General features: G+C 55.2%; 13 protein-coding genes. 8 read left to right on the forward strand and 5 right to left on the reverse strand.

The genetic code is table 11. The features are described 5' to 3' along the window. Positions 1–119: 119 nt before the first annotated feature. Entirely contained in the window at positions 120–2,717 is a 2,598-nt protein-coding gene (gene acnB, locus AB3N39_RS03690) for a bifunctional aconitate hydratase 2/2-methylisocitrate dehydratase (RefSeq protein ID WP_032645211.1), read from the forward strand. Between the two features lie 190 nt (positions 2,718–2,907). Beyond that, the gene (gene yacL, locus AB3N39_RS03695; RefSeq protein ID WP_143344654.1) at positions 2,908–3,270 is read left to right on the forward strand and encodes a protein YacL; all 363 of its coding nucleotides are present in this window, start codon (positions 2,908–2,910) and stop codon (positions 3,268–3,270) included. 31 nt (positions 3,271–3,301) lie between these two features. Here the strand turns inward: yacL and speD are convergent, their stop codons facing one another. The 3 genes from speD to AB3N39_RS03710 form a co-directional block, all read right to left on the reverse strand. Next, a complete protein-coding gene (gene speD / locus AB3N39_RS03700) occupies positions 3,302–4,096 on the reverse strand; it encodes an adenosylmethionine decarboxylase (protein WP_008501953.1) in 795 nt (264 codons plus the stop codon). Further along, a complete protein-coding gene (gene speE, locus AB3N39_RS03705) occupies positions 4,097–4,966 on the reverse strand; it encodes a polyamine aminopropyltransferase (RefSeq protein ID WP_039265690.1) in 870 nt (289 codons plus the stop codon). Positions 4,967–5,080: 114 nt separating this feature from the next. Continuing rightward, positions 5,081–5,428, reverse strand: coding sequence for a YacC family pilotin-like protein (locus AB3N39_RS03710; RefSeq protein WP_014882582.1), 348 nt, complete (start codon positions 5,426–5,428; stop codon positions 5,081–5,083). Positions 5,429–5,573: 145 nt separating this feature from the next. Between AB3N39_RS03710 and cueO the strand changes: the two genes are divergently transcribed. After that, the gene (cueO, locus tag AB3N39_RS03715; RefSeq protein WP_325849465.1) at positions 5,574–7,142 is read left to right on the forward strand and encodes a multicopper oxidase CueO; all 1,569 of its coding nucleotides are present in this window, start codon (positions 5,574–5,576) and stop codon (positions 7,140–7,142) included. Between the two features lie 87 nt (positions 7,143–7,229). Here cueO and AB3N39_RS03720 read toward each other — a convergent pair whose 3' ends face one another. After that, positions 7,230–9,620: a glucose/quinate/shikimate family membrane-bound PQQ-dependent dehydrogenase gene (locus tag AB3N39_RS03720; protein ID WP_367897083.1), complete on the reverse strand. Its 2,391-nt coding sequence runs from the start codon at positions 9,618–9,620 to the stop codon at positions 7,230–7,232. Between the two features lie 208 nt (positions 9,621–9,828). Here AB3N39_RS03720 and hpt point away from each other — a divergent pair, with 208 nt between their 5' ends. After that, a complete protein-coding gene (gene hpt / locus AB3N39_RS03725; RefSeq protein WP_008501948.1) occupies positions 9,829–10,365 on the forward strand; it encodes a hypoxanthine phosphoribosyltransferase in 537 nt (178 codons plus the stop codon). Between the two features lie 61 nt (positions 10,366–10,426). On the opposite strand, the gene can is transcribed toward hpt, so the two are convergent. After that, positions 10,427–11,089: a carbonate dehydratase gene (gene can, locus AB3N39_RS03730; protein ID WP_008501947.1), complete on the reverse strand. Its 663-nt coding sequence runs from the start codon at positions 11,087–11,089 to the stop codon at positions 10,427–10,429. 107 nt (positions 11,090–11,196) lie between these two features. Here can and AB3N39_RS03735 point away from each other — a divergent pair, with 107 nt between their 5' ends. From AB3N39_RS03735 to AB3N39_RS03750, 4 genes are all read left to right on the forward strand, one after another. After that, complete coding sequence (locus AB3N39_RS03735; protein ID WP_008501946.1) at positions 11,197–12,123, forward strand: ABC transporter ATP-binding protein; 927 nt, start codon at positions 11,197–11,199, stop codon at positions 12,121–12,123. Further along, positions 12,120–12,890 carry an ABC transporter permease gene (locus AB3N39_RS03740; RefSeq protein ID WP_023334536.1) on the forward strand — a complete coding sequence of 257 codons (771 nt, stop codon included), beginning with the start codon at positions 12,120–12,122 and terminating at the stop codon, positions 12,888–12,890. The genes AB3N39_RS03735 and AB3N39_RS03740 overlap by 4 nt, the downstream gene beginning before the upstream one ends. A gap of 104 nt (positions 12,891–12,994) precedes the next feature. Next, positions 12,995–13,435, forward strand: a complete 441-nt coding sequence (locus tag AB3N39_RS03745) for a PTS sugar transporter subunit IIA (protein WP_367897084.1) — start codon at positions 12,995–12,997, stop codon at positions 13,433–13,435. Between the two features lie 62 nt (positions 13,436–13,497). Continuing rightward, a complete protein-coding gene (locus AB3N39_RS03750) occupies positions 13,498–14,745 on the forward strand; it encodes a polysaccharide deacetylase family protein (RefSeq protein ID WP_133293796.1) in 1,248 nt (415 codons plus the stop codon). Positions 14,746–14,747 lie beyond the last annotated feature (2 nt).

Genomic DNA, 14,747 nt, shown 5'->3' on the forward strand with positions numbered 1-14,747 from the left:
GCAGAAATCCTGCTATGCTGCCCGACGCGGTATCGGGCATTTACCCTACAAACTGCTGTCTCACAGGAGCGTGAAGAGAACGCCCACCGCATATGACAATGAGAGCGAGGAGAACCGTCGTGCTAGAAGAATACCGTAAGCACGTAGCAGAACGTGCCGCCGAGGGAATTGTACCCAAACCTTTAGATGCAACCCAAATGGCCGCGCTCGTCGAGCTGCTGAAGAACCCGCCTAAGGGCGAAGAAGAATTCCTGTTAGATCTGTTGATCAACCGCGTACCGCCTGGCGTAGATGAAGCTGCCTACGTAAAAGCCGGATTCCTTGCTGCTATCGCCAAAGGCGAAGCCACCTCCCCACTGGTTACTCCTGAAAAAGCCATTGAACTGCTCGGCACCATGCAGGGTGGTTACAACATTCATCCGCTGATTGACGCGCTGGATAACGACAAGCTGGCACCGATTGCCGCTAAAGCGCTCTCGTCTACGCTGCTGATGTTCGATAACTTCTACGATGTGGAAGAAAAAGCCAAAGCAGGCAACGTCTATGCGAAGCAGGTGATGCAGTCCTGGGCTGATGCCGAATGGTTCCTGAATCGTCCAGCACTTGCTGAAAAAATCACCGTCACCGTCTTCAAAGTGACCGGTGAAACCAACACCGATGACCTCTCTCCGGCACCGGACGCGTGGTCTCGCCCGGATATCCCTCTGCACGCCCTGGCGATGCTGAAAAACGCCCGTGAAGGCATTGAGCCGGATCAGCCGGGCAGCGTTGGCCCGATCAAACAGATCGAAGCCCTGCAGAAAAAAGGGTTCCCGCTGGCCTACGTGGGTGACGTTGTGGGTACCGGTTCTTCCCGTAAGTCCGCGACCAACTCCGTGCTGTGGTTCATGGGCGACGATATTCCGCACGTGCCAAACAAGCGCGGCGGCGGTCTGTGCCTCGGCGGTAAAATTGCGCCAATCTTCTTCAACACCATGGAAGATGCGGGCGCACTGCCGATCGAAGTGGACGTCTCTAACCTGAACATGGGCGACGTGATTGACGTTTACCCGTACAAAGGTGAAGTGCGTAACCACGAAACCAACGAACTGCTGGCAAGCTTTGAGCTGAAAACCGACGTGCTGATCGACGAAGTGCGTGCCGGTGGTCGTATTCCGCTGATCATCGGCCGTGGCCTGACCACCAAAGCGCGTGAAGCGCTGGGTCTGCCGCACAGTGATGTATTCCGTCACGCGAAAGACGTGGCGGAAAGCAATCGCGGTTACTCTCTGGCACAGAAAATGGTCGGTCGCGCCTGCGGCGTCGCCGGCGTTCGTCCTGGCGCATACTGCGAGCCGAAGATGACCTCCGTAGGTTCTCAGGACACCACTGGCCCAATGACCCGCGACGAACTGAAAGACCTGGCGTGCCTGGGCTTCTCTTCCGATCTGGTGATGCAGTCCTTCTGCCACACTGCGGCGTATCCGAAGCCGGTTGACGTGACCACGCACCACACGCTGCCAGACTTCATCATGAACCGCGGCGGTGTTTCCCTGCGTCCGGGTGACGGCGTAATCCACTCCTGGCTGAACCGTATGCTGCTGCCGGATACCGTGGGTACCGGCGGTGACTCCCATACTCGTTTCCCAATCGGTATCTCCTTCCCGGCGGGTTCCGGTCTGGTGGCGTTTGCTGCGGCGACCGGCGTAATGCCGCTGGATATGCCGGAATCGGTGCTGGTGCGCTTCAAAGGTAAAATGCAGCCGGGTATCACCCTGCGCGACCTGGTTCACGCGATCCCGCTGTATGCGATTAAACAGGGTCTGCTGACCGTTGAGAAGAAAGGGAAGAAAAACATCTTCTCTGGCCGTATCCTGGAAATTGAAGGTCTGCCGGATCTGAAAGTAGAGCAGGCGTTCGAGCTGACCGATGCCTCCGCCGAGCGTTCAGCCGCGGGCTGTACCATCAAGCTGAACAAAGAGCCTATCATTGAGTACCTGAACTCTAACATCGTGCTGCTGAAGTGGATGATTGCAGAAGGCTACGGCGACCGTCGTACGCTGGAGCGTCGTATCCAGGGCATGGAAAAATGGCTGGCCGATCCGCAACTGCTGGAAGCCGATGCCGACGCAGAGTACGCGGCGGTGATCGACATCGATCTGGCGGATATCAAAGAGCCAATCCTGTGTGCACCGAACGATCCGGACGACGCGCGTCCGCTGTCTGAAGTTCAGGGCGAGAAGATCGACGAAGTGTTCATCGGTTCGTGCATGACCAACATTGGTCACTTCCGCGCAGCCGGTAAGCTGCTGGATACCCACAAAGGACAGCTGCCAACCCGTCTGTGGGTGGCTCCGCCGACCCGTATGGACGCGGCTCAGCTGACCGAAGAGGGATACTACAGCGTGTTTGGTAAGAGCGGTGCACGTATCGAAATTCCTGGCTGTTCCCTGTGTATGGGTAACCAGGCGCGCGTAGCCGACGGCGCGACCGTGGTCTCCACCTCGACCCGTAACTTCCCGAACCGTTTAGGTACCGGTGCGAACGTCTTCCTGGCTTCTGCTGAGCTGGCGGCGGTTGCGGCGCTGATTGGCAAACTGCCAACGCCGGAAGAGTACCAGACCTTCGTGGCTCAGGTGGATAAGACTGCGGTTGATACCTATCGCTACCTGAACTTCGACCAGCTCTCTCAGTACACCGAGAAGGCTGACGGGGTTATCTTCCAGACGGCAGTATAAACAGCAAAACCGTCTCCACGAGACGGTTTTTAGTGTTTGCACCCTCTCCTGTGGGAGAGGGACGGGGTGAGGGCATCAGGCCGCAGGGTCTTGCTCTCACCTTTTTATTTTCATTCCTCCCACCTCTCACGCTTTTTTTCTTCCTCGCTGCTGCGATAATTACCTTAATGGCTTTGCAGAGGAAAACACTATGGATTACGAATTTCTGCGCGACATCACCGGAGTGGTGAAAGTGCGTATGTCGATGGGCCACGAAGCCGTTGGACACTGGTTTAACGAAGAGGTGAAAGAAAACCTCGCACTTCTTGATGAGGTTGAACAGGCGGCAAATACGGTAAAAGGCAGTGAACGATCCTGGCAGCGCGCCGGGCACGAATACACGCTGTGGATGGATGGTGAAGAGGTCATGGTGCGTGCCAACCAGCTCGAGTTTTCAGGTGACGAGATGGAAGAGGGGATGAGCTACTATGACGAAGAGAGCCTGTCGATGTGCGGCGTAGAAGACTTCCTTCGGGTGGTGAACGCATACCGTGATTTCATGAAACAGAAATAACAGCCCGGAGCATCCCTGCTCCGGCTTGTTCTTACACGGCCGGAATATTGCGGCCGTAGTAAATCTCGCGCATCTCTTTCCAGAGCAGGTCAGTAATAGCCTTACGCTCTTCTTCGCTTAAATCTTCCGGCTTCGTGTGGAACATATAGTGCTTAAGGTCGAACTCCTTAAGTAACATCTTGGTATGGAAGATGTTTTCCTGATACACGTTCACGTCCATCATGTCGTACAGCGATTTCATGTCCTCGGACATAAAGTTCTGTATGGAGTTGATCTCGTGGTCAATGAAGTGCTTCATGCCGTTGACGTCACGAGTAAAACCGCGCACGCGATAATCAATCGTGACGATATCCGATTCCAGCTGGTGGATGAGATAGTTCAGCGCGTTCAGCGGGGAAATCACGCCGCAGGTCGACACTTCAATATCGGCGCGGAACGTACACAGCCCACCTTCCGGATGGCTCTCCGGGTAGGTATGGACGCAGATATGGCTTTTATCCAGGTGGGCAACAACCACTTCCGGCAGCGGGCCCGGATGTTCCGTTTTGTCGATAAGCTTCGGGTCAACCGGCTCTTCGCTGACCAGAATGGTCACGCTCGCGCCCTGGGGTTCATAATCCTGTCGGGCGATATTCAGGATATTTGCGCCGATAATGGAACAGGTTTCTGACAGGATCTCGGTCAGACGGTTGGCGTTGTAGAGTTCGTCGATATAGGCGATGTAACCATCGCGTTCTTCCGCTGTTTTGGCATAGCAGATATCGTAAATACAAAAACTCAGGCTTTTGGTCAGATTGTTAAAGCCATGCAGTTTAAGCTTTTTCAATTAGCTCACCCCCTTAGTGGATAATGCGTCTTGCAGGTACTGCGGCAGAGCAAACGCTGCGGTATGAATAGCCGGATTGTAGTATCGGCACTGAAGACCTGCCTGATGGAAGCGGGCCTGAATAATTTCGGTGGAGAGATGGCGTAATACGTCGTTATCCGTTGCCCAGGCAAAGGTCATGATCCCGCCGTAGTACGTCGGAATGGCCGCCTGATAGAAGCTGACATCCTCGAAATAGGTGCTGAGCTTGCGATGGCTGTCCAGCGCTTCATCCTGCTGAAGGAAGCAGACGCCGTTTTGTGCGACGAAGATCCCGCCCGGGTTCAGGCAGCGCTTGCAGCCTTCGTAGAAAGAGGAAGTGAACAACGATGCGCCTGGACCAATAGGGTCGGTGCAGTCGGAGATAATCACGTCAAAGGTCTGCGAGGTCTGGTTAACAAAGTTAACGCCGTCGTCAATCACCAGGCTAAAGCGCGGATCGTCATAGCTGCCGGCATTGTGGTTGGGCAGGTACTGGCGGCAGAAAGAGACGACGCCCGCATCGATTTCCACCATGGTGATGGTTTCAATGGAACGATGGCGGGACACTTCACGCAGCATTGCGCCGTCGCCGCCGCCAATAATCAGAACATGCTTCGCGTGACCGTGCGCCAGGAGCGGGACGTGGGTCATCATTTCATGATAAATAAACTCGTCGCGCTCGGTGGTTTGCACAACGCCGTCCAGCGCCATCACGCGGCCAAAGGCAGCATTCTCGAAGATGATCAGATCCTGGTGATCGGTTTTCTCATGATAGAGCACGTTATCAACGGCAAAGTACTGACCAAACTGGTCATGCAATGTTTCATGCCACAACGTGTGGTCGGCCATAGCGAACTCCTCCTGTGTAAACATCCGTTACGCTCGCAAAAAATGAGCGAAACATGATAGCTAACTCTAACCGTGGTTGCACGGCCAGAGGTTCAACAGGAGGCGTCGGGAAGGTTATTTAACGTAGGCGAGCAGGCTGAGTGAGTCGCGAGCCAGCGCTTTGCATTTTTTAGCAGTGGGAATGCCAATACCGCTTAAGTCACGGTAGCTGTCTTCGCCGAGCGCCTTCATGTCGAAGCTGTCGTAGTTGCTGAGATCCCACTGGTTCTGCTGGGCAAAAAAGACCAGCGCGCGGCGAATCTGCCCGTTGGGTAAATTCTGGTAGCCACAATCATTTTTCAGGAATACAAAAACCGCCGTTAAATCGGCCATATCTTCCGCTTCATTTTCACTTAGCGCATAGCTGTTCGCACACATTGCCATCAGGCTACCGAACAAAATTGTCCTGAAAAACGTCTTCATTGCTTCTACCACTTCTTCACGGAAAATTAACGTTAGCATACTTGATGCCAGTGCGACGATCTTTATTATTGCCGCGTTACTTGACCTTCCGGTAAGGGGAGGGTTTATGCTCAAAAGATCGCCTGCTGGAAATAAGGAAATGAACATGCAACGTCGTGATTTTTTAAAATATTCCGCTGTGCTGGGGGCTGCCAGCGCATTACCCCTCTGGAGCCGCGCGGTTTTCGCGGCTGACAGGCCTGCCTTACCCATCCCTGACCTGGTGACCGCTGACGCCCGCAGCCGTATCCAGCTTGTGGTTCAGGCAGGCAAAACAACATTCGGTGCGCACAACGCCACGACGTGGGGCTATAACGGCAATTTGCTCGGTCCGGCGCTTCAGCTGCGTAAAGGGAAAGCGGTGACGGTGGATATCCACAACACGCTCGCCGAAGAGACGACGCTGCACTGGCACGGGCTGGAAGTGCCGGGAGAGGTAGACGGCGGGCCGCAGGGCATCATCAAAGCGGGCGGCTCGCGCAGCGTCACCTTTACGCCCGACCAGCGCGCGGCGACCTGCTGGTTCCATCCGCATCAGCATGGTAAAACGGGCCATCAGGTGGCGATGGGGCTGGCGGGGCTGGTGCTGATTGAAGACGACGAAAGCCGCCTGCTGCGCCTGCCGAAGCAGTGGGGCATCGACGATGTGCCGGTGATTGTGCAGGACAAGAAATTCACCGCTGACGGGCAAATTGACTACCAGCTGGATGTGATGAGCGCGGCGGTAGGCTGGTTTGGCGACACGCTGCTGACCAACGGCGCCATTTATCCTCAGCACGCCGCACCGAAGGGCTGGCTGCGCCTGCGTCTGCTTAACGGCTGTAACGCGCGTTCCCTCAATTTTGCTACCAGCGATAAGCGTCCGCTGTACGTGGTCGCCAGCGACGGCGGGCTGCTGCCTGAGCCGGTGAAGGTCAACGAACTGCCGATGCTGATGGGCGAACGCTTTGAGGTGCTGGTGGACATCAGCGACGGCAAGGCGTTTGACCTCGTGACGCTGCCGGTTAGCCAGATGGGGATGGCGGTCGCGCCGTTTGACAAGCCGCATCCGGTGCTGCGTATCCAGCCTTTACTGGTGACCGCTTCCGGCACGCTCCCTGATACGTTAACCACTATGCCGGCACTTCCGTCGCTTGATGGGCTTACTCAACGCAAGCTGCAGCTCTCTATGAACCCGATGCTCGATATGATGGGGATGCAGGCGCTGATGGCGAAATATGGCGATAAGGCGATGGCGGGAATGCATCACGGGCAGATGATGGGCCATATGAATATGGACCATGGAAAAATGGGCGGCATGGGGAACATGAATCACGGCGACCATGGCTTTGATTTCCACAACGCCAATATGATCAACGGCAAGGCGTTCGATATGAATACGCCGATGTTTGCTGCGACAAAGGGCCAGTTTGAGCGCTGGGTGATTTCAGGCGAAGGGGACATGATGCTGCATCCGTTCCATATCCACGGCACCCAGTTCCGCATTCTCTCTGAGAACGGTAAAGCGCCGGACGCGCATCGCGCGGGCTGGAAGGATACGGTGAGAGTGGAGGGCGGCGTCAGCGAGGTGCTGGTGAAGTTTGACCACGACGCGCCGAAGGAGTTTGCCTACATGGCGCACTGCCATCTGCTGGAACATGAAGATACGGGGATGATGCTGGGCTTTACCGTGTAAAAAAGCCGGGTGGCGGCTTCGCCTTACCCGGCCTACATAGCGTATCCATAGGCCCGGTAAGCGCGTAAGCGCCACCGGGCTTTTCAGTTACTTGTTTTCGTCAGGCAGCGCATACGCGACAATATAGTCGCCCATCTTCGTGCCAAACGAACCGTGACCGCCCGCAGAGATGACAACGTATTGCTTGCCATTCACTTCATAGGTCATCGGCGTGGCTTGTCCACCCGCTGGCAGACGGCCTTGCCACAGTTTCTCACCGTTGGTCATGTTGTACGCGCGCAGGTAGTTATCTGCGGTTGCCGCGATGAACAGCACGTTACCGGCGGTGGAAATTGGGCCACCCAGCATTGGCATACCCATATTGAACGGCACCGGAACCGGCATCGGGAACGGCATGCTGTCCTGTGGCGTACCAATACGTTTTTTCCACACGATCTGGTTGGTTTTCAGATCCAGACCGGAGATGTAACCCCAGGCAGGCTGTTTACACGGCAGACCAAACGGAGACAGGAACGGGTTCAGCGTTACGCCGAACGGTACGCCGTACTGCGGCTGAATGCCGGCTTCGGTACCGCTGCCTTTCGCGTCTTTCGGCTGTTCCATTGGGTTGCCCGGACCGCGTGGGATCAGACGGGAAACGAACGGCAGCGCCATCGGGTTAGCAATCGCTACCTGACGGTTAGGGTCAACGGAGATCCCGCCCCACTCGAACATCCCCAGGTTACCCGGGAAGACCAGCGTGCCCTGCTCAGAAGGCGGCGTGAAGATGCCTTCATAGCGCAGCTGATGGAACATCACGCGGCACACCAGCTGGTCAAACATCGTGGCGCCCCACATGTCTGCCCCGCTGAGGTCTTTCTTCGGACGGAAGCTCAGGTCGGAGAACGGCTGGGTTTTGCTGACGTAGTCGCCTTTCGCCGCACCCTGCGGTACCGGTTTTTCCGGGGCAGGCACAACCAGCTTGCCGTTGCTGCGATCCAGCACGAAGATGTTGCCGGTTTTGGCCGGGGCGTAAATCACCGGAACGGTTTTGCCGTTAACGGTAATGTCCGCCAGCGTCGGCTGGGACGGCATATCCATATCCCACAGATCGTGGTGTACGGTCTGATAGCTCCAGGCCAGCTTACCGGTGGTTGCGTTCAACGCCACGATAGCGCTGGCATAACGTTCCTGTTCCGGCGTGCGGTTACCGCCCCAGATATCTGGCGTAGTAACGCCCATCGGCAGGTAGACCAGGTCCAGCTTCGCGTCATACGCCGCTGGTGCCCAGGAGTTTGGCGAGTTAAAGGTAAAGGTGTGCTCGTCAGACGGGATCGCGTTTGGATCTTTCGCGCCCGGGTCGAAGGCCCACAGCAGTTTACCGGTATTCACGTCGAAACCACGGATAACGCCGGAGGTTTCACGCGTGGAGAAGTTATCCGTTACCGAACCGGCAATCACGATGGTTTTATCGGTGATGATTGGCGGTGAGGTTGGCTCATACAGACCCGGCGTGGTGTCAGGCATGTTGGTCTGCAGATTCAGGATACCTTTGTTGGCAAAGGTTTCGCACAGCTTGCCCGTTTCGGCATTGATGGCGAACAGGCGACCATCGTTGACCGGCAACATGATGCGGCGAGGACAGTCGGCAATGACTTCCGGGCTCGCATTTTCCGGGCGCGCTTCGTGGTAAGAGACGCCACGGCAGGTCACGTGCTGGAAGGACGGGTTGGAATTCAGCTGTGGGTCGAAGTGCCATTTCTCTTTACCGGTGGCCGCGTCGAGCGCGAACAGACGCTGGTGCGCCGTACACAGATAAAGCATATCGCCGACTTTAATTGGCGTCACTTCGTTGGTCAGTTCACCCGGATCGTTCGGCATCTTCAGGTCGCCGGTACGGAATACCCAGGCTTCTTTCAGGTTTTTAACGTTGTCCGCGTTGATCTGCTTCAGCGGGGAGTAACGCTGGCCTTCCTGGTTACGACCATAGGCAGGCCAGTCGCCGTCAGCGACCTGAGAGATCGCCGCCGCAGGCGTCGATTCTGCGTTCAGCGTACCGTTGATCTCCTGCGGGTCGTTAAAGCCGGCCCAGGTCAGGATACCGCCGCTGATTAGCAGGGCTACTACCAGCGCCGCAACGGCACCGCTGGACGGCACGATCAGGCGACGCCAGACAAACGGCAGGATCAGCCATATACCGAAGAAGACCAGAATATCGCTGCGCGGCGTCAGCGCCCAGAAGTCAAAGCCGACTTCCCAGACGCCCCAGATCATGGTGGCAAGAAGGAATGCGGCATACAGCCACAGTGCGGATTGTTTTCTACGCAACAGCAGGACGGTTACGGCAACCATCACCAGGCCCGCAATCGGGTAGTACCAGGAGCCGCCTAAAGCGACCAGCCAGACGCCACCGATTAACAGATACAGCGCGCAGAAGGCTGCGAACGCTGCTGTTAATGTCACCAGTAGACGCGGCTGTTTAGAGTTTGTTTCAGCCATAGAAAGTGTACTCGTCAGTTTTTGTTAATAATTTGCTAGCAACTAATTATAGGTATTAACAAGTGTGATCGGAATCACAATATTTGCTTTTTATAACTCATACGCCAGGCTTATCCATTTGCTGATATAATGAGGGGCTTGCGTATCAGTGCTGGATATTAACTCATCCGTATTGAGAGATTTTCATTAAAATCATTTGGTTAGTAATATGAAACATACTGTTGAAGTGATGATCCCGGAAGCCGAGATCAAAGCGCGTATCGCCGAACTGGGTCGTCAAATCACCGAACATTACAAGGACAGCGGCAGCGAAATGGTGCTGGTCGGTCTGTTGCGTGGCTCTTTCATGTTCATGGCAGACCTGTGCCGTGAAGTGCATGTGCCCCACGAAGTCGATTTTATGACCGCCTCCAGCTACGGCAGCGGCATGTCCACCACCCGTGATGTGAAAATCCTGAAAGACCTGGATGAAGATATTCGTGGCAAAGATGTGCTGATCGTTGAGGATATCATCGACTCCGGCAACACGCTGTCAAAAGTGCGCGAGATCCTGAGCCTGCGTGAGCCAAAATCGCTGGCGATTTGCACCCTGCTGGATAAGCCTGACCGCCGTGAAGTGCAGGTGCCGGTAGAGTTCGTGGGTTTCTCAATTCCTGACGAATTCGTCGTCGGTTACGGCATTGACTACGCGCAGCGTTATCGCCATCTGCCGTATGTTGGGAAAGTGGTATTGCTGGACGAGTAATTGCGGGCTGATGCCCTCACCCCGGCCCTCTCCCGCAGGGAGAGGGAGAACATCCCCGGCTTTATTTATGATTCACATGCTTAAGCTGAAGGTTGGCAATCCCCGAACGGTAACGCTGCTCCAGCGTTTCGCGGTTGGTGGCGGTCACTTCCAGATTGCGCAGCAGACCGTCGTGAATTCCGTACGCCCAGCCGTGTATAGAGACCTTCTGCCCGCGTTTCCAGGCTGATTGCATGATCGTTGAGTGGCCCAGGTTATACACCTGCTCCATCACGTTGAGTTCGCAAAGGGTATCCATGCGACGCTCCTGCGGCATTTCACCCAGCAGTGAGCTATGTTTGAACCAGATATCGCGGATGTGCAGTAGCCAGTTATCAATGAGCCCCAGCTCCGTGTTTTCAACCGCCGCCTGCACGCCGCCGCAGCCGTAATGGCCGCAAATGATGATGTGCTCGACTTGCAGAACGTCAACGGCATACTGAACAACAGAAAGACAGTTGAGATCGGTGTGAATCACCAGATTGGCAACGTTGCGGTGAACGAACAGTTCGCCGGGCTCAAGGCCGGTCAGGCGCTCCGCCGGTACGCGGCTGTCGGAGCATCCAATCCAGAGAAAGCGTGGGTTTTGCGCCTGCGCGAGTTTTCCAAAAAATCCGGGGTCTTCCTCCACCAGCATTTTTGACCATAGTGCATTGTTGCTGATGAGTGTATCTATGTTGTTCATGGAGGTTAGCGACCTGTAACCGAGTAATTGCGTTGCGCTACTATAGGGTAACCCGACTTTTAATGAAACCACACAACGTGTGTCAGAACTGAAGGTAAGTTAATTTCATGGCAATTGCACTGGAGCTTGAGCAGCTTAAAAAAACCTATCCGGGCGGCGTCCAGGCGCTGCGCGGAATAGATCTAAAAGTAGAGGCCGGTGATTTTTACGCGCTTCTGGGGCCGAACGGCGCGGGGAAATCGACCACCATTGGGATTATCAGTTCGCTGGTCAATAAAACGTCCGGCCGGGTGAGCGTCTTTGGTTATGACCTGCAAAAAGATGTGGTCAACGCCAAGCGCCAGCTGGGGCTGGTACCACAGGAGTTCAACTTCAACCCGTTCGAGACGGTGCAGCAAATCGTCGTTAACCAGGCGGGCTATTACGGCGTCGAGCGTAAAGAGGCCCTGGAGCGGAGCGAAAAATACCTCAAGCAGCTCGACCTGTGGGAAAAGCGTAACGAACGCGCCCGGATGCTATCCGGCGGGATGAAGCGCCGCCTGATGATTGCCCGCGCGCTGATGCACGAGCCAAAACTGCTGATTCTTGATGAGCCGACGGCGGGTGTCGATATTGAACTGCGCCGCTCCATGTGGGGCTTCCTGAAGGATCTCAACGACAAAGGCACCACCATTATTCTGACCACCCACTACCTTGAAGAGGCGGAAATGCTCTGCCGCAACATCGGCATCATCCAGCACGGTGAGCTGGTGGAGAACACCTCGATGAAGAATCTGCTCTCCAAGCTGAAATCAGAAACCTTCATCCTCGATCTGGCGGCTAAAAGCCCGCTGCCGAAGCTTGAAGGGTATCAGTATCGCCTCGTCGATACCTCGACGCTGGAGGTGGAAGTGCTGCGCGAGCAGGGGATTAACAGTGTGTTCTCGCAGCTGAGCGCGCAGGGGATTCAGGTCTTAAGTATGCGTAACAAAGCGAACCGACTGGAAGAGCTGTTTGTCTCTCTGGTACAGGACAAACAAGGAGACAAGGCATGACGCATCTTTACTGGGTCGCGCTGAAAAGCATCTGGGCGAAAGAGATTAACCGCTTTATGCGTATCTGGGTGCAAACCCTGGTGCCACCGGTCATCACGATGACGCTCTATTTCATCATCTTCGGTAACCTGATTGGTTCCCGGATTGGTGAAATGCACGGCTTTACCTATATGCAGTTTATCGTGCCGGGACTGATTATGATGGCGGTGATTACTAACGCCTACGCCAACGTGGCGTCGTCATTCTTCAGTGCTAAGTTCCAGCGCAATATTGAAGAGCTGCTGGTTGCGCCTGTGCCGACGCACGTCATTATCGCGGGCTATGTTGGCGGCGGCGTAGCGCGCGGGCTGTGCGTGGGGATCCTGGTCACGGCGATTTCGCTGTTCTTCGTGCCGTTCCAGGTCCACTCGTGGCTGTTCGTCGCGCTGACGCTGCTCCTGACGGCAATCCTCTTCTCGCTGGCCGGATTACTGAACGCTGTGTTCGCTAAGACGTTTGACGATATCAGCCTGATTCCGACCTTCGTGCTGACGCCGCTGACCTATCTCGGCGGGGTGTTCTACTCCCTGACGCTGCTGCCACCGTTCTGGCAGGCGCTGTCGCACCTGAACCCGATTGTCTACATGATCAGCGGTTTTCGCTTTGGCTTCCTCGGCATTACCGATGTGCCGCTGTTTACCACGGTAGCGGTGCTGGTGGTGTTCATCATCGCCTTCTACCTGCTCTGCTGGTATCTGATCCAGCGCGGACGCGGTCTGCGCAGCTAATCTTTTGCCCGGCGACGTTTAGTTTGCCGGGCACTTTCTTTGACAGTTATCACCGAAAGCTAACCTTCACTTCGCTAAACTACTTGCCTGCTAAGGAGAGAGTTATGCTGGGATGGGTTATCACCTGCCACGATGAACAGGCGCAGGAAATACTGGATAAGCTTGAAGCCAGATTTGGCCCGCTGGTGCAATGCCGGGCGGTAAACTACTGGCGCGGGTTGAGCACCAACATGCTTAGTCGCATGATGTGCGATGCCCTGCATGAAACCGACACCGGTGATGGCGTGATCTTTCTTACCGATAAATCGGGCGCGGCGCCTTACCGCGCAGCCGCTTTGCTCAGCCATAAGCACGCGTACTGTGAAGTGATCTCGGGTATTAACCTCTCCCTGCTGGCGTTAATGTATCCGCAGCGTGGATCCTTAAGCAGCGCTGAGTTTCGCCAGGCCATCGTGGCGCAGGGCGTTCCGGGCGTCAGCAGCTTGTGGCATCAGCAGCAAAAAAATCCTCCTTTCGTCCTGCTCCACGATTTGTATAAGAATTAAACGTTGGTATTGATGTCTCATTTGTTACAATAGCGGCAGTTTTCCGCACCGATTAAGACACCATGCTACCGCGCATTCTTTTCCTGCTATTGATGCTCATTTCCGGCGTCAGCTCAGCCAGTTTACTCAGCCAGCAAACGCTGCCTGCCCAGTACATGCAAACCACCGAAGACGCGGCGATCTGGGCACAGGTGGGAAACAGCGTGATCAACGTCGGTAACGTGCGCGCCGGGCAGATCCTGGCCGTCGTGCCCGCGGCGGCGGACTACTATGAATTTCGCTTCGGTTTTGGCACGGGTTTTATCGATAAAGGGCACCTGGAGCCGGTTCAGGGGAAACAGCGCGTTGAGGACAGCCTCGGCGATCTCAATAAACCCCTGAGCAATCAGAATCTCATTACCTGGAAAGACACGCCGGTCTATAACGCGCCGTCGAGCGGTAGCGCGCCGTTCGGCACATTAAGCGCCAATCTTCGCTATCCCATATTAAACAAACTGAAAGACCGCCTGAATCAGACCTGGTTTCAGATCCGCATCGGCAATCGTCTGGCGTGGATCAGCAGCCTGGATGCGCAGGAAGATAATGGACTTCCGGTTCTGACCTACCATCATATTTTGCGTGATGAAGAAAACACGCGCTTTCGACATACGTCCACGACCACCAGCGTACGTGCGTTTAACAACCAGATGGCCTGGTTACGCGATCAGGGCTATACCACCCTGACGATGTACCAGCTGGAAGGGTACGTGCGTAACAAAATGAACCTGCCTGCAAAATCGGTGGTAATAACCTTTGACGACGGCCTGAAATCTGTCAGCCGCTATGCCTATCCTGTGCTGAAAGAGTACGGCTTCAACGCTACCGCATTTATTATCTCTTCCCGCATTAAAGGCCACCCGCAGAAATGGGATCCTAAATCGCTGCAGTTTATGAGCGTGCAGGAGATTAAGGGCATTCAGGATGTGTTTGATATTCAGTCTCATACCCACTTCCTGCACCGCGTGGATGGGTATAAGCACCCGATTTTACTGAGCCGCAGCTATCACGTGATTTTGTTTGATTTTGAACGCTCGCGTCGCGCGCTGGCGCAGTTTAACCCGCGCGTGCTCTATCTTTCCTATCCGTTTGGCGGCTACGACAATAAAGCGATAAAGGCGGCAAATGATGCCGGTTTCCATCTGGCAGTGACGACGGTGAAAGGTAAGGTGAAGCCGGGTGATAATCCGTTCTTACTGAAACGCCTGTACATCTTAAGAACGGATTCGCTGGAAACAATGTCGCGGCTGATCAGCAATCAGCCGCAGGGATAATG

It is taken from the genome of Enterobacter vonholyi, assembly GCF_040834095.1.
GTDB lineage: Bacteria > Pseudomonadota > Gammaproteobacteria > Enterobacterales > Enterobacteriaceae > Enterobacter > Enterobacter vonholyi.